The sequence below is a fragment of the Pseudomonas sp. WOUb67 genome (assembly GCF_050058005.1).
Lineage (GTDB): Bacteria > Pseudomonadota > Gammaproteobacteria > Pseudomonadales > Pseudomonadaceae > Aquipseudomonas > Aquipseudomonas putida_R.
This window is the reverse complement of record NZ_CP170112.1, coordinates 3941362-3956679: the sequence shown is the minus strand read 5'-3', so window position 1 is coordinate 3956679 and position 15318 is coordinate 3941362. Positions and strand designations below refer to the sequence as shown.

Below are 15318 nucleotides of genomic sequence, written 5' to 3'. Positions count from 1 at the left end.
TTCCTGACGCCAGCCATCCTGGGGCCGCTATGCGGCCCCTTTGTATTGCCTCTGCGACGCGACATCAAGCTATGCCAGGCCGGCATATCTCAAAGAGAAAAATGGTAATCGTCGGTGCCGTGCTTTCACTTCATGATGAGGCAAAACAAGAGCAGCACTGGAGACAACCATGTCATCGCAAGAAGCTGAACAAAGCTGGCAAGAAGACGTTTTCCGCGTCCTCAAGGCTCACGACGTCAAGCATGTCGTATTCGTCCCGGACGCCGGCCACTCGGCCGCCATCCGCATGTCCTACCAGGACCCTGGTATCAAGGCCGTCGTCCTCACCACCGAAGAAGAAGGCATCGGCTACCTGGCCGGCGCCTGGCTCGGCGGCGAGCGCGGTGCGCTGTTGATGCAGTCCAGTGGTGTCGGTAACTGCATCAACACCCTTGCCCTGCAGAACTGCGCCGGCTTCCCTCTGTTGATGGTGGTCACCATGCGTGGCGACTGGGCCGAGTTCAACGCCTGGCAGAACCCGATGGGGCAAGCCACCGAGGCCTCCCTGCAACTGATGAAGGTGATGACCTGGCGCGCAGATGTTCCCGAGGACGTCGCGCCGCTACTGCATGGCGCCGCCACCATGGCCTTCAACGGTGATTCTGCCACTGCCCTGCTGCTCGGTCAGCGCCTGATCGGAGAAAAGAAATGGGTCAAGTAAGCGCTAACCACACCCTGTGCCGCCGTGAAGTGGTCCGCACCCTGCTCGCCGATCGCAAGGACGTGCTGGTGGTGACCGGCCTGGGCTCCGCGTCCTACGACGTGATGGCCGCCGGTGACCACGACGGCAACTACTACCTGTGGGCCGCAATGGGCAGCGCCATCACCGTGGGCCTTGGCCTGGCCAATGCCCAGCCGGAAAAATCGGTCGTGGTGATTACGGGTGACGGCGAGCTGCTGATGGGCTTTGGGGCACTGGCCACCGTGTCGCTGCAAAAACCGGCCAACCTGACCATCGTGGTGCTGGACAACGGCCACTTCGGTGAAACGGGCATGCAGGTCAGCCATGCCGGCTTTGGTATCAAGCTCGACCAGGTCGCACAGACCTGCGGCTTCAGCTGGAACAGTGAAATTCGCGAGATGGAGGGCGTGCATGACCTGCGCGAACGCTTCGCCAGCCGTGAAGGGGTGAAACTGGCCACCGTCAAGATCAAGGCGGAGAACCCGCCGCGGGTGCTTCCGCCGCGCGACGGCCACTACGTCAAGAACCGCTTCCGCGCTGCCCTCGGCTTCCAGCCTCTCTGACCGCGTTAGGGGCAGGTTTGCAGCCGAACCACGACGACGCTGCAAGCCTGCCTCGCCTGGAGAACAATAATGAGCGACTACGATAACGAAGAACTCAATGCCATCCGTGAAGGCGTGCGCGCCTTGTGTGGTGACTTCCCCGCCGAGTACTGGCGCAGGATCGATGAGGAAAAAGGCTTTCCGGAAGCCTTCGTCAAAGCAATGACCGACGCTGGTTGGCTCTCGGCGATGATCCCTGAGGAATATGGCGGATCGGGCCTTGGCCTGGCCGAGGCCTCGGTAATCCTCGAGGAAGTGAACCGCTGCGGGGGCAACTCCGGCACCATCCACGGTCAGATGTACAACATGTTCACGCTGCTGCGTAACGGTAGCGAAGAACAGAAACGCTATTACCTGCCCAAGCTGGCCAGCGGCGAACTGCGCCTGCAGTCGATGGGCGTCACAGAGCCCACCACCGGCACCGATACCACCAAGATCAAGACCACTGCCGTGCGCAAGGGCGACAAGTACGTGATCAACGGTCAGAAAGTATGGATCTCGCGGGTTCAGCACTCCGACCTGATGATCCTCCTGGCCCGCACCACGCCGCTCGCCGAGGTGAAGAAGAAATCCGAAGGCATGTCGATCTTCCTCGTCGACCTGCGCGAGGCCATCGGCAACGGCCTGACCGTGCAGCCGATCGCCAACATGGTCAACCACGAGACCAATGAGCTGTTCTTCGACAACCTGGAGATCCCTGCCAGTAGCTTGATCGGCGAAGAAGGCAAAGGCTTCCGTTACATCCTTGACGGCCTCAATGCCGAGCGCACCCTGATCGCCGCAGAATGCATCGGTGATGGTCGCTGGTTCGTCGAGAAGTCCAGCCAGTATGCCCGCGACCGCGTGGTGTTTGGCCGCCCGATCGGACAGAACCAGGGTGTACAGTTCCCGATCGCCGAGGCACATATCGAGATCGAAGCCGCCGACCTGATGCGCTGGCGTGCCTGTGAAGAATACGACAGCGGCAAGAACGCCGGTGCTGCCGCCAACATGGCCAAGTACCTGGCCGCCAAGGCCAGCTGGGAAGCCGCCAACGCCTGCCTGCAAACCCACGGTGGCTTCGGCTTTGCCAATGAATACGACGTTGAACGCAAGTTCCGCGAGACCCGCCTGTACCAGGTTGCGCCGATCTCGACCAACCTGATCCTGTCGTATGTCGCCGAGCACCTGCTGGAGTTGCCACGCTCGTTCTGACCGAAGTCGCCCCTTGTCGCCCAGGCGGCAGGGGCCTGCCATGACAAGAGAGATAAAAACCATGAGCCAGCCGACGGGCATCCGCCCTCTCGACGGTATCACCGTCATCAGCCTCGAACATGCCATCGCCGCGCCCTTCTGCACCCGTCAACTGGCCGACCTCGGCGCCCGGGTGATCAAGGTTGAACGGCCGGGTGTCGGCGACTTTGCGCGGGGTTACGACCAGCGAGTCAATGGCCTGGCTTCACACTTCGTCTGGACCAACCGCTCCAAGGAAAGTCTTTCGCTTGACCTCAAGCAGAAGCTCGCCGGCGATATTCTCGACCAACTCCTGGAACAGGCTGATGTACTGGTGCAAAACCTGGCACCGGGCGCCGCTGCGCGGTTGGGCCTGTCGTTCGATGCACTGCACGCGCGCTTCCCGAAATTGATCGTCTGCGACATTTCAGGTTATGGCGCCGGTGGCCCCTACGAGCAGAAGAAAGCCTACGACCTGCTGATCCAGAGCGAAGGCGGGTTTCTTTCGGTAACCGGCGGCCCGGGCGACGATCAGATGGCCAAGGCGGGCAACTCGATTGCCGATATCGCCGCCGGCATGTACGCCTATACCGGCGTGCTCTCGGCCCTGCTGCTGCGTGGCAAGACAGGTGAAGGTAGCCATATCGACGTGTCGATGCTGGAAAGCCTGGTGGAGTGGATGAACTATCCGCTGTACTACGCCTATGAAGGTGCAACTCCGCCGCCACGTGCGGGCGCGGCACACGCCACCATCTACCCCTACGGCCCCTTCCCTACTGGCGATGGCAACACCATCATGCTCGGGCTGCAGAACGAGCGTGAATGGCGGCTGTTCTGCGAGCAGGTCCTGCTCCAGCCGGAGCTTGCCGACGATGAGCGCTTTTCGGCCAACTTCAAGCGCGTGGAAAACCGCGACGCCTTGCGCGCACTGATCATCGAAGCGTTCGCCGCACTCGACTTCAACACCGTGATCGCCCGCCTCGACACAGCCAGCATCGCCAACGCCCGCGTCAACGACATGCAGGGCGTCTGGCAGCACCCACAACTTCAGGCCCGCGAGCGCTGGCGGCACGTGGCGACGCCCAACGGCAGCATCCCCAGCCTGCTCCCCCCCGGCAGCAGCAACGCGTTCAGCCCGCGCATGGATGCGGTGCCAGGCCTGGGTGAGCACAGCGCGAGCATACTCGCGCAACTCGGCCTGTCTGCCGAACGTATAGAGGAACTGCGCGCTTGTGGGGTCATCTGACCCCTCTTTTTTGCAGTCTTGGAACCATAATCGAGAGTCAAACTGCCCATGAAAGTGATGGTCGCAATCAAGCGTGTGGTCGACTACAACGTCAAGGTTCGCGTCAAAGCGGACAACTCCGGCGTCGACCTTACCAACGTCAAGATGTCCATGAACCCCTTCTGCGAAATCGCCGTCGAAGAAGCGGTCCGGCTCAAAGAACAGCGTATCGCCAGTGAGATCATCGCGGTGTCGGTCGGCCCGCCCACCGCCCAGGAGCAATTGCGCACCGCGCTGGCCCTCGGCGCCGACCGCGCGATCCTGGTCGAAAGCAGCGACGAGCTGGGCTCGCTTGGGGTGGCCAAGGCGTTGAAAACCGTTGTCGACAAAGAGCAGCCTCAGCTGGTCATCCTTGGCAAGCAGGCCATCGACAGCGACAACAACCAGACCGGCCAGATGCTGGCCGCGCTGACCGGCTACGCCCAGGGCACCTTCGCCTCCAAGGTCATCGTTGCTGGCGACAAGCTGAACGTCACCCGTGAAATCGATGGCGGCCTGCAGACCGTATCGCTGAACCTGCCAGCCATCCTCACCACCGACCTGCGCCTGAACGAGCCGCGCTATGCGTCGTTGCCGAACATCATGAAGGCCAAGAAGAAGCCGCTGGAGACCGTTACTCCAGACGCGCTGGGCGTATCGCTCGCCTCCACCAACAAAACCCTGAAAGTTGAAGCGCCGGCTGCCCGTAGCGCTGGCATCAAGGTCAAGTCGGTGGCCGAACTGGTCGAGAAGCTGAAGAACGAAGCGAAGGTAATCTGAACATGACTATCCTGATTGTCGCTGACCTTCTACAAGGTCCTGAAGCCGGCGCCGTAGCCCTGGCCACCCTGAACACTGTCGCTGCAGCCGCCAAGATCGGTGGTGATGTGCACGTGCTGGTCGCTGGCCAGAACGTCGGCGGCGTTGCCGAGGCTGCTGCCAAGATCGCCGGTGTGGCCAAGGTGCTGGTGGCCGATAACGCCGCCTACGCCCACATGCTCCCGGAAAACATCGCACCGCTGATCGTTGCGCTTGTTGAACAAAGCGGGGCCAACGGTTACAGCCACGTACTGGCCCCGGCCACAAGCAACGGCAAGAACATCCTGCCGCGCGTTGCCGCGCTGCTGGACGTGGACCAGATCTCCGAGATCATCTCGGTCGAGTCCGCCGACACCTTCAAGCGCCCGATCTACGCCGGTAACGCCATTGCCACTGTGCAATCGAGCGCTTCGGTCAAGGTCCTCACCGTGCGTACCACCGGCTTCGACCCAGTCGCCGCCGAAGGTGGCTCGGCTGCCCTTGAAGCGGTGAGTGCCGCGCACAACGCCGGTATCTCGGCCTTTGTTGACGAAGAGCTGGCCAAGTCCGACCGCCCAGAGCTGACCGCTGCCAAGATCGTCGTTTCCGGCGGCCGCGGCATGGGCAACGGTGACAACTTCAAGCACCTGTACAGCCTGGCCGACAAGCTCGGCGCTGCCGTCGGTGCCTCGCGCGCTGCGGTCGACGCAGGCTTCGTGCCGAACGACATGCAGGTCGGCCAGACCGGCAAGATCGTCGCCCCGCAGCTGTACATCGGCGTCGGTATCTCCGGCGCGATCCAGCACCTGGCCGGCATGAAAGACGCCAAGGTGATCGTTGCGATCAACAAGGACGAAGAGGCACCGATCTTCCAGGTGGCCGATTACGGCTTGGTAGCGGATCTGTTCGACGCCGTTCCGGAACTTGCCAGCCACCTTTGAACAGACGAGGAAAAACACAATGACAACACAAGACCTCAGCGCCTGGATTGGACGCACCGAAACCAACCACGACCGCATCAGCCACAACCTGGTCAAGCGCATCGCCGCGACCCTGAGCGAGCCGGCACCTGGCCCAGGCGACGCCCTGCCCTTGCTCTGGCACTGGGCGTTCTTCCAGGATACGGTCGATGCGGTGGGCCTGGGCAGTGATGGCCACCCTGCCCGCGGCGGCTTCCTGCCGCCCGCGGACAACCGCAACCGTATGTGGGCCGGGAGCCGCCTGGAGTTCATTTTGCCATTGCGCGTGGACGCCGAAGTATCACGTCGCTCGACCATCCTCAACGTACAAGAAAAACACGGCCGAACCGGCTCGTTATTGTTCGTCACGGTCAAGCACGAATTTGTTCAGGAAGGCCGTACCATGTTGGTGGAGGAGCAGGATATCGTCTACCGCGAGCCCTCCCCACCCAAACTCGGCGGCACAGAAGCAGCCCCGGAAGCCGTCTGGAAGCAGATCGTCGAGCCCAGCGCGACGCTGCTGTTCCGCTATTCGGCGGTTACCTTCAATGGCCACCGCATTCACTACGACTGGCCTTATGTCACCGAAACCGAAGGCTATCCGGGGTTGGTGGTACACGGCCCGCTCATCGCTACCTTCAGCCTGCGGGCGTTCCAGCAGGCGAACCCGGCTGCCCGCGTACGCCGCTTCCACTTCCGCGGCTTGCGCCCGCTGATTTCACCCGACGCATTCGAGGTCGGTGGCCGGCTGCTGGAGTCCGGCAAGGCGCAGGTCTGGGCGACCGCCGCTGCCGGTATGGCGCAATCCGGTGAAGTGGAGTTCACCACAGGAGCCGCACAATGAGCCAGGCCGTCGTACGCAGTGCCCTGTTCGTCCCGGCCAGCCGGCCGGAGCGCATTCCCAAAGCGTTGGCCAGTGGTGCCGATCGGGTGATCGTCGACCTCGAGGACGCCGTCGAAGAGGCCGCCAAGGAGCAGGCCCGAGACAACCTTGAGGCGTTTCTGTTGACACATCCAGAGGCCCAGGTGCTGGTCCGGGTCAACGCCCCGGATCACTGGTCACATGAAGCCGACCTGGAGCTGTGCCAACGTCATGAGGGCGTGCGAGGCATTCTGTTGCCCAAGGCCGAGACCGCCGAGCAGGTCCGCTTGGCGCATGCGACGGGCAAGCCGGTCTGGCCGATTATCGAAAGCGCACGTGGGTTGGTGGCATTGCCGCAACTGGCAGCGAGCGTCGGCGTCGAGCGGCTGTCCTTTGGCAGCCTTGACCTGGGGCTGGACCTGAACCTGCGCACCGGCAGCGAGGCCGCCGAGCAGGTTCTGGCGCACGCCCGCTACGCCGTCCTGCTGCACACCCGAGTGGCGAAGCTTGCCGCACCGTTGGACGGCGTGTACCCGTCTATTCAGGACACCGATGGCCTGCGCCGGCACACCGCCTTCGTGCGTGACATGGGCTTTGGCGGCGCGTTGTGTATCCATCCCAGCCAGGTCAAAGTCATTCACCAGGCATTGCAACCTTCGGCCGCCGAGGTGGACTGGGCGCGGCGAGTGGTGGCGGGCGCCGAAAGCGGCGCCGGCGTGTTCACCCTCGACGGACAGATGGTCGATGCGCCAGTGATACTGCGTGCTCGTGCCACGCTCGAGCGCATCACGCAAGACGACTGAGCAAAACGGTTTCCCCAGGCAGGCTGCCTCCGCGGTTCTGACGGACTCTTGGCAGCCTGCCTGGTTTTTTGCCTGGAGGTAGAATAATGAACAAGCGCCCTTCACGTAACCGCTGCCGCCGCGCTGTCTGTCGGCTATTGCGTGCCCTTTCCAGAATGCCAGCCTATGCCTGAAGCTCCGCACATGCACGATTGCCCGGATGCCCTGCTGGATGCGGCCCGTGAACTGATGGCCGAGCACGGCTACGGCGCCATGAGCATGCGCCAGCTGGCCGCCCGTGTTGGCCTGCAACCCGGTAGCCTCTATCACCATATCGCGAGTAAACAGGACTTGCTCCTCGATGTCCTGCTGAGCATCCTCGCGCAGCGGCTGGAGGCTTGGCAGCGTGGCCCGTATACCCGTGACTTGCAGGGCTACCTGGGCTTTCTATTGGCCCGTCAGCGCTCGCATCCCTGCGAAGAGCTGCTGCTGCGTCACGAATCGCGACATGTGAAAGCGAGCCAGCGCGTGTGGCTAGCGCAAGCGCTCGACAAACTGCAGGCGCCGCTGCGTCAGACGATAGAAAAGGGGCAGCGCTGCGGACAGTTCATCGTTCAGGACATTCCCAGCGCAATCGCGGCAATCTTTGCATTGATTGAAACTGCCGATGGCATGCGCAATCGGCCGAACCCAGTTGATGAAACCAGAATAGAAGCCTGGATTGCACGGATGAGCATCGCGCTGTTGTCGTGCCCCGCATCTATTGACAGGCATGTGCTGTAAAAAGGCCTCGATGATCTGCTGTGCAATCCACTGGTACTGGACGCAAAAAACGGCGAGTGCCGCGCTCAACACGATGAACGCCTCACTTGCCGCCTTCGCCTATTGCGGGTCAGCAGACCAACCCTTACGGCTTGCGTTGCAAGGTGTGGTAGCCCAGCTCTTCGCGCGCTTGCTTGAGGGTGCGGCCTTGGCTGATCAATGATCGGATATCCGCTTCGATCGCTTCGATCTGACGGGCCACCTGAGCAACCTCCTGCGCCCGGGCACGTGGCACCACGACGACGCCATTGGCATCGGCGACGATGATGTCACGAGGGCAAACACGAGCCTGACCGATGGAAACTGGCTGGTTGACTGATTCGACCTGGACGCGGTCCTTGCCGGTGCGCATGAACCGCCCTTGAGTGAACAGTGGATATGCATCACCCAAGGCCTTGTTGACATCGCGGCAGACACCATCGATTACCGTGCCGGCGATGTTCCGAGTGCCCGCATACTGGGTCATGATGTCGCCCCACACGGTGCAATCGGTACGGCCATCGTTATCGATGACGACGATATCGCCTTCAGCGACATCCTCGATGAAGTCACCAACAGTGCCTGGCGGCACGCTTGCCGACACGTACTTCACCGTGAAAGCAGGCCCCACGACTACCTGCTTGTAATTGTCCAACGGCATTACACCAAAGCAATGGCCAGGCAGGCCGAGCTTGTCCAGGGCGTCCGAAACGCCGGGGGTATCGAGCCCATCGAACAGCGCGACCAAGGCTTTATCTTCTGCGTGCATCATTAACTCCTTTCAAACAGACTGATTATTCACAACGGGTGACGCCATACCCCGTGAGGTCACGCCTTCTTGGCCTTCGGCACCGGCTCCAGAATCGTCAGCAACAGCACGAAGCTGGCAAACGAACCAATAGCAAGGTAGGTGAACACGTAGTTCCAGCCGTAGCTGTCAAGCAAGAGTCCGGTCAGGAAAGGCGTCGCTGCCGCGCCTAGCTGCCCGATCATGTTGACGATCGCGTTGGCGACGGGGAAGGTTTGCTTGGTCGCCAATGCCATGGGATAGACCATGTACGACGAGAACCCAAAGCTCAGCACGACGCCGGTCGCCATCAGCAAAAGGCCGTACGACAGGGGGTCGGCAGGCGAATGGATCAACAGGTACATCATCACCGACGTACCCAGCGCCGACAGGAGCATCCCCGGCTTGCGCCGGCCACCCAGCCAACGGTCTGAGCAGTACCCGCCCAACAGGTTGCCCAGCACCGCACCAACCCAAGGCGCTGCCGAGACCAGTCCCATGTTCATCAGCGAGAAGCCTTTGACGGTAATCAGGTAGGTCGGGATCCAGGACAACAAAACGCTGGAGACGCCCAACTGGAAGCAATACGCCAGCGCGCTTCCCCAGATCAGCCAGGAGCCAAACACCTGGCGTTTGGTCTCCAACGCTGACACTTCGCGGCGCCGGATGAAGAAGTCCAGACGTTTGAAGCCCAGCCTTGGAGCCTTGTGCGCGGCGGGTTTATGGCTGGCGACGATGTCGGGCAATGTTTCGTCAGTGATGTAGTCAAGCTCCGCCTGATTGACGAAGCGGCTTTTCGACGGGTGATCCGCAATCATGAAATACCAGGCGATCGACAACAGGATGCCGGGTATTGCAAAGAAGTAGAACACCTCACGCCAGCCCCAGACCGCGATTATCACGGCGCACATCGGCGGCACGATTACAGGGCCGAACTTGACCGCAGACAGGAATATGCCTGAAGCAATGCCCTTTTCCCTCGGTGGGAACCAGTTATTGATGGTGGTAGTCATGCTGATCGGCAGCGGCCCTTCGGCCAGGCCCAAGCCAAACCGATAGATTTTCAATGCGAGCAGTGAGCCAGCAGTACCCACCAAGCCTGTCAGTAACGATGTCATGACCATGGCGGTCGGCAGGATCCGGCTCACGCCCAGGCGGCTGAACGCCAGGCCTGCCGGAATTTGCGCCAACGCATAGGCGAGCAGGAACAGGCTCATCAGCCCACCCGCTTCGGCGTTGCTCATCTCGAACTCTTTGCGAATGAACGGCAGTGCAACGCCGAGATTGGCCCGGTCGGCAGCAGCGATGGTGTAGATCGAAAAGATCATGCCCGCCACTATCCACCGGTAACTGCTGCGCCCTTTGGCTTGGGCAAGTTCAGCGGTCGACATACTTTCATACCCTTTGTTTTTGTAATTCGGCGGTAATCTAGGCGCGGCAATGCTAGAAAAAAAGCGACAAATACTCACCACTTATCATCGCTTTTAGTGGACAATCATCCGTCAACTAGTGCCTATTACAACCGGCCGAGCCGCTCTATTGCAGGCTTTACAACCTGGGAAAACGCGATGATCACGTTGAAGCAGATCGAGGCTATTTACTGGATTGTCGAACTGGGCAGCTTTGAAGCGGCCGCAGCCAAACTCAACATGTCTCAGTCGGCAATTTCCAAGCGTGTGCAGGAGCTTGAGGATGCCTTTGGTGTGTCGATTTTCGATCGCTCCAAGCGCAGCGCCCGGCTAACCCAGAAAGGTCTGGAACTGCATGGCTGCGCCGTCGAGATGTTGCGTCAGCGGGATAACCTGCTGGAGCGCGTCAGCTCCAAGGAGACCCTGGTCCGACGCTTCAGGCTCGGCGTAACGGAACTCACGGCGCTCACCTGGCTGCCGGGCCTGGTCGATCAGATTCACCAGACCTATCCCAAGGTGGACCTGGAACCCTCGATCGAGTTGAGTACCGACCTGTTGCGACGGCTGGAGGCAGATGAACTCGACCTGATCATCGTCCCGGACATTTTCCGTAACCCCGGGTTCATCAGCACCCCGCTCGCGTCCGTGGAAAACGCGTGGATGTGCTCACCCTCGCTGTACCCAGGCGATGCTCCGATGGATCTGCAGTCGCTCTCATCATTTACCGTGCTCACCCAGGGTGGCAGTTCAGGTACCGGGCAAACCTACGAGCGTTGGTTGGCGGAGCATGATGTGCGGCTGACCAAGACCCTTACCAGCAACTACCTGGTCGCCCAGGTCGGGCTGGCAATTTCCGGCGTAGGGCTCAGCTACCTGCCCAGGCAGTGCATGAGTACGTTGATCGAGCAGGGCCGGTTGAAGGTAATACAAACCGATTTTCCACTGCCGCCAATCAGCTACGTCTGCGTGCACCGGGCTGACCGCTACCAGGGACTCAGCAGCGAAGTCGCCCGACTCGCGCAACACACCTGCGACTTTACCAAGCTAATCATCACCTGAAGAGATGATTTACAATCAATAAATATCGCTAAAAGTAACCGCAGTTCTCTCCTACCATCGGCGACTACATCGCTGGTAAAAGTCATTCAGGAGATTGTCATGCAGTTACCCGGATCTCGTATCCTGCCGTCGCCTACCCTCGCCCCTACGCACGTGATCGAATCGTTCCAGTTCGTCGTCACGCCGCACATCAGCGACAACCTCGGTCGACACATCGGCGCGCGTGGGCTTACCCGTTACAACACCTCGGGCAAAATTGTAGGTACCGCACTGACCGTTAAGACCCGCCCCGGTGACAACCTGTTCATCTACAAGGCGCTCACCCTGATCGAGCCGGGTCATGTGCTGGTCATCGATGCCCAAGGCGACACCAATAATGCGGTTATCGGCGAATTGATCAAGCTTTACGCAGAGCAGCGGGGCTGCGTAGGCTTTATCGTCGACGGGGCAATCCGCGATGTTGAAAGCTTCAAGTCAACCCCTTGCTATGCCCGGGCAGTGGTTCACTGCGGGCCTTACAAAAGTGGTCCAGGCGAAATCAACGTACCGGTTTCGGTTGGCGGCATGATCGTCTCGCCAGGTGACATCATCGTGGCGGACGAAGACGGCATCGTTGCCTTCCCTCAGGAACTCGCCGAGCAGGTGCTGGGCAAGGCACGCGAGCACGAGGCTCACGAAGAGGCGGTCAAGGCCGAGATTGCAACCGGTGCACTGGACCAATCGTGGCTCGACAAGGTCCTGGAAAAAGCAGGCATGGCGAACTGAAGTGAGCACATCAGGTCCTCTGCAATCATCCTGATCAGACGTTGATGAATAAGGGCAGATTTCTCTGCCCTCGCGTTCTATCAAGCACTGCCGCCCACTCTCGGTTGGTCCGACTACCGTGTCCCCTCGCAGAAGCGGTGAATGGCCTGGCAAGCGGCACGCAGCGACTCGTCATCCAGGGCATACGCAATACGCAGGTAGCCCGGAAGGCCAAAGGCACTCCCTTGCACGACGGCCACGTTGGCCTCTTCAAGCAATGCCAACGCGACCGCCTCGTCGTCAATGAGATCACTGCCGCCTGGCGAGCGCTTGCCAAGCAAACCAGAACAGTCAGCAAACGCGTAGAAGGCCCCACCTGGAACTTCGCAACTGATACCCGGCGCCTGGTTCAGCAGTTCGACCATAAAGTTTCGACGCCGCTGGAACACTTCGCGGCTGTGCGCGATGAAATCTTTAGGGCCGTCCAGGGCAGCAACTGCGGCGTGCTGCGAGATGGTACAGGCACCCGAAGTCTGCTGGCCTTGCAGCTTTTCCATCGCTTCGAGCAGCCAACGAGGCCCCGTGGCGAATCCGATTCGCCAGCCAGTCATGGCGTAGGCCTTCGACACGCCGTTCATGGTCAGCGTCCGTGCGGCCAGTCGTGGCTCAACCTGGGCCAGCGTGAGGAAATCTCGACCGTCGAAGATCAGGTGCTCATAGATGTCGTCCGCCAGAATCAGCACCTGAGGATGGGCCAGCAATACCTCAGCCAGCGCTTGCAGCTCCTCGCGATCGTACACGGCACCCGTGGGATTGGACGGCGAGTTCAGGATCAACCAACGGGTTTTGGGCCCGATGGCTTCAGCCAGCGCTTGAGGGGTGAGCTTGAAGCTCGACTCGGCGCCGCAGGCAACAATCCGCGACTCGCCCCCACACAGCTCAACCATTTCTGGGTAGCTGACCCAATACGGCGCGGGGACCACAACTTCATCACCCTCGTTGAGGGTCGCGGCCAAGGCATTGAAAATGACCTGCTTGCCGCCGCTGCATACCAGCGTGTCCTGCCAACTGACGTCCAGACCATTCTCGCGTTGGTACTTGCGCGCTATGGCTTCACGCAGCGGGCGAAGGCCGGCCACCTGGGTGTAGCGGGTGTGGCCATTGTTGATTGCACTGATGGCCGCTGTACGGATGTGTTCTGGCGTGTCGAAATCAGGCTCACCGGCACAGAGCGAGATGACCCTCGCCCCTTGCGCACGGCGCGCAGCAACGCGGTCGATGATCTTGTAGGTCGCCGAAGGCTTGGCAGCCTCCAGGCGACGGTTCAGTGCTTCCAGGCTCACGCGTGTTCCTCCGGCTGGGAAAGGCCCATCAGGTCCATGGTGGTTTTGCCTTCGCGCAGCTTGCCCATGAACACGGCCTCTTTGTCTGCGCGCTTCTGTCCCTCACGCAGGGTGTGTTCAACGGCATTGGCCGGAATGATGATCACACCGTCCTCGTCCGCGACGACCAGGTCGCCGACGCTGACCTGCGCACCACTGAAATCGAACGGCTTGCCTACCGAAGGCGTGGTTGCCTTGACGGTACCTTTGACCGAGATGCCCCGCGCAAAGACAGGGAAACCATGTGCTTCGAGCGCGGCGATGTCGCGTACGCCACCGTTGATCACCAGGCCAACGATGCCTGCAGCTTCAGCCGCCACAGTGAGCACCTCACCCCAGTAGCCGGCGACGAAGTCGGCGGTATCACAGACCAGCACGCTACCCCGCGGCGCTTTGGCCACAGCAAGGTGCAGGCCCAGGTTGTCGCCCGGCGAACACTGCAGCGGGTATGCCGGCGCGGCAATGAACGCGCCTTTCCAGACGGCGCGAATCTCGCGGTCTACCGCGCACGGGAGCCCGGAGGCCTCGTAAAGCGTGGAACTGCCGAGGACCTTTGCAATGTTCCGATAATCGTGTGGAAGGCTCATGGATGTTTGCTCTGCAGGGAGTGGTAACCGAGGGCGGCACGAGACGCTTTGAGGCTCTTGCCAGTGGCGATCTGCTCGCGGATCTGCGCTTCAACGTGTTCGATGCGACGTGCCGTTTCAGCCACTTCCAGGGCACGATCGCGCGGGACAATGACGACGCCATTGGCGTCAGCGACGACGATGTCGCGGGCACAAACCCGGGCCTGGCCAACCGACACCGGCTGGTTGACGGCCACGACTTCCACACGGTCTTTGCCGGTACGCATGAAGCGGCCTTTGCTGAACAGCGGGTAGCCTTCGCCCAGCGCCTTGTTCACATCGCGGCAAACACCGTCAATGACAGTTCCGGCGATACCGCGGGCCAAAGCGTACTGGGTCATGATGTCTCCCCACACCGTACAATCGGTACGGCCTTCGTTGGCGATAACCACAACGTCGCCTGGGGCAACATCATCAATAAAGTCACCGACAGTGCCGGGCGGTGTGCTCGCACTGACGTACTGAACGGTGAAGGCTGGGCCGACCACGACCTGGCTGTAGTTGGCCAGTGGCGCGATACCGAAGGCCTGGCCTGGAAGCCCCAGCTTATCCATCGCGTCAGACACACCCGGGGTATCCAGCCCTTCGAACAGGGCGACGAGGTCTTTATCGGAAAGGCTCATATCAGTGCTCCACCTTGATGGCTTCGAATTGGGTGTCGTGCATCACTTCCTCTACCGAACGGCCTGAGCGGACAGCGTCAACCATGCCGGCTTGGCGGCGCTCGATACGCTCGGCCAGGTCAAGCACCTGCTCGATAGCCTTGGCCGGGACGAACACCGTGCCGCATTCGTCGGCGATCACGTAGTCGCCCTCCTCGACCTCAGCGCCAGCCATGCTGACTTTGACGGCCGCATCCACCTGGATGAGTCGGTTGCGCGCACTGATCATGGTGACCCCGCGACCGAAGACCGGGTAGCCGATATCGGCACTGCCGCGAATGTCACGGCTAAAACCATCGATGATCGAGCCCCGGATGCCTTTGCGCTGGGCGGCGTTGGCCAGGATGTCGCCCCAGCTGGAGATACCGTCGACGCCACCCGCAATCACCAGCACGCGGTCATCGGTGGTGACCTGCTCCACTACCGGGGTAATCAGGTGAACAGTAGGCGCCACGTCCTGCTTTGGCCCCAACAGCACAGTGCTGGCTCGGCCAACAATCTTCGGGCAGCTCCAGAGCGGCATAAGGCCGTTGGTGGCGCCAGGAAGCTCGAGGAAATCCAGCGCGTCCGACACCGTGTTGGTGTCGAGCGCGGCCAGGCGCTCAAGCGGGGCTTTCAAGCTCATCGGTTGCAGACCTCTTGTTAGGT

17 protein-coding genes are annotated in these 15318 nt (G+C 61.1%); 11 read left to right on the top strand and 6 right to left on the bottom strand.

Annotated elements, in window-relative coordinates; genetic code table 11:
* Positions 1-169: 169 nt before the first annotated feature.
* The 9 genes from ABOC32_RS17805 to ABOC32_RS17765 all read left to right on the top strand — a co-directional run bounded on the left by ABOC32_RS17805 (position 170) and on the right by ABOC32_RS17765 (position 7983).
* Positions 170-700, top strand: coding sequence for a thiamine pyrophosphate-binding protein (locus ABOC32_RS17805; protein ID WP_426808201.1), 531 nt, complete (start codon positions 170-172; stop codon positions 698-700).
* On the top strand, positions 688-1284 hold the full coding sequence (locus ABOC32_RS17800) for a thiamine pyrophosphate-dependent enzyme (RefSeq protein WP_426808200.1): 597 nt from the start codon (positions 688-690) through the stop codon (positions 1282-1284). Before ABOC32_RS17805 ends, ABOC32_RS17800 begins: the two co-directional genes overlap by 13 nt.
* A 69-nt stretch (positions 1285-1353) precedes the next feature.
* On the top strand, positions 1354-2517 hold the full coding sequence (locus tag ABOC32_RS17795; protein ID WP_426808199.1) for an acyl-CoA dehydrogenase family protein: 1164 nt from the start codon (positions 1354-1356) through the stop codon (positions 2515-2517).
* A gap of 61 nt (positions 2518-2578) precedes the next feature.
* The gene (locus ABOC32_RS17790) at positions 2579-3781 is read left to right on the top strand and encodes a CaiB/BaiF CoA transferase family protein (RefSeq protein WP_426808198.1); all 1203 of its coding nucleotides are present in this window, start codon (positions 2579-2581) and stop codon (positions 3779-3781) included.
* A 48-nt stretch (positions 3782-3829) separates the two neighbouring features.
* Positions 3830-4579 carry an electron transfer flavoprotein subunit beta/FixA family protein gene (locus ABOC32_RS17785; protein WP_426808197.1) on the top strand — a complete coding sequence of 250 codons (750 nt, stop codon included), beginning with the start codon at positions 3830-3832 and terminating at the stop codon, positions 4577-4579.
* Between the two features lie 2 nt (positions 4580-4581).
* Entirely contained in the window at positions 4582-5538 is a 957-nt protein-coding gene (locus tag ABOC32_RS17780) for an electron transfer flavoprotein subunit alpha/FixB family protein (protein ID WP_426808196.1), read from the top strand.
* Between the two features lie 19 nt (positions 5539-5557).
* Positions 5558-6400, top strand: a complete 843-nt coding sequence (locus ABOC32_RS17775) for an FAS1-like dehydratase domain-containing protein (RefSeq protein WP_426808195.1) — start codon at positions 5558-5560, stop codon at positions 6398-6400.
* Complete coding sequence (locus ABOC32_RS17770) at positions 6397-7221, top strand: HpcH/HpaI aldolase/citrate lyase family protein (protein ID WP_426808194.1); 825 nt, start codon at positions 6397-6399, stop codon at positions 7219-7221. Before ABOC32_RS17775 ends, ABOC32_RS17770 begins: the two co-directional genes overlap by 4 nt.
* Positions 7222-7404: 183 nt before the next feature.
* Complete coding sequence (locus ABOC32_RS17765; RefSeq protein ID WP_426808193.1) at positions 7405-7983, top strand: TetR/AcrR family transcriptional regulator; 579 nt, start codon at positions 7405-7407, stop codon at positions 7981-7983.
* 124 nt (positions 7984-8107) lie between these two features.
* Here the strand turns inward: ABOC32_RS17765 and ABOC32_RS17760 are convergent, their stop codons facing one another.
* A complete protein-coding gene (locus ABOC32_RS17760; RefSeq protein ID WP_426808192.1) occupies positions 8108-8770 on the bottom strand; it encodes an RraA family protein in 663 nt (220 codons plus the stop codon).
* Between the two features lie 59 nt (positions 8771-8829).
* Positions 8830-10179, bottom strand: coding sequence for an MFS transporter (locus ABOC32_RS17755; protein WP_426808191.1), 1350 nt, complete (start codon positions 10177-10179; stop codon positions 8830-8832).
* Positions 10180-10356: 177 nt separating this feature from the next.
* Here ABOC32_RS17755 and ABOC32_RS17750 point away from each other — a divergent pair, with 177 nt between their 5' ends.
* Positions 10357-11256, top strand: a complete 900-nt coding sequence (locus tag ABOC32_RS17750; RefSeq protein WP_426808190.1) for a LysR family transcriptional regulator — start codon at positions 10357-10359, stop codon at positions 11254-11256.
* Between the two features lie 99 nt (positions 11257-11355).
* Entirely contained in the window at positions 11356-12021 is a 666-nt protein-coding gene (locus ABOC32_RS17745) for an RraA family protein (RefSeq protein WP_426808189.1), read from the top strand.
* 113 nt (positions 12022-12134) lie between these two features.
* Here the strand turns inward: ABOC32_RS17745 and ABOC32_RS17740 are convergent, their stop codons facing one another.
* Genes ABOC32_RS17740 through ABOC32_RS17725 form a run of 4 tightly spaced genes read right to left on the bottom strand, consistent with a single transcriptional unit; the run spans position 12135 to position 15295 of the window.
* On the bottom strand, positions 12135-13343 hold the full coding sequence (locus tag ABOC32_RS17740; RefSeq protein ID WP_426808188.1) for a pyridoxal phosphate-dependent aminotransferase: 1209 nt from the start codon (positions 13341-13343) through the stop codon (positions 12135-12137).
* Positions 13340-13969, bottom strand: a complete 630-nt coding sequence (locus ABOC32_RS17735; protein WP_426808187.1) for an RraA family protein — start codon at positions 13967-13969, stop codon at positions 13340-13342. Before ABOC32_RS17735 ends, ABOC32_RS17740 begins: the two co-directional genes overlap by 4 nt.
* Positions 13966-14631: an RraA family protein gene (locus ABOC32_RS17730; protein ID WP_426808186.1), complete on the bottom strand. Its 666-nt coding sequence runs from the start codon at positions 14629-14631 to the stop codon at positions 13966-13968. The genes ABOC32_RS17735 and ABOC32_RS17730 overlap by 4 nt, the downstream gene beginning before the upstream one ends.
* A gap of 1 nt (position 14632) precedes the next feature.
* Complete coding sequence (locus ABOC32_RS17725) at positions 14633-15295, bottom strand: RraA family protein (RefSeq protein ID WP_426808185.1); 663 nt, start codon at positions 15293-15295, stop codon at positions 14633-14635.
* Between the last annotated feature and the right edge of the window lie 23 nt (positions 15296-15318).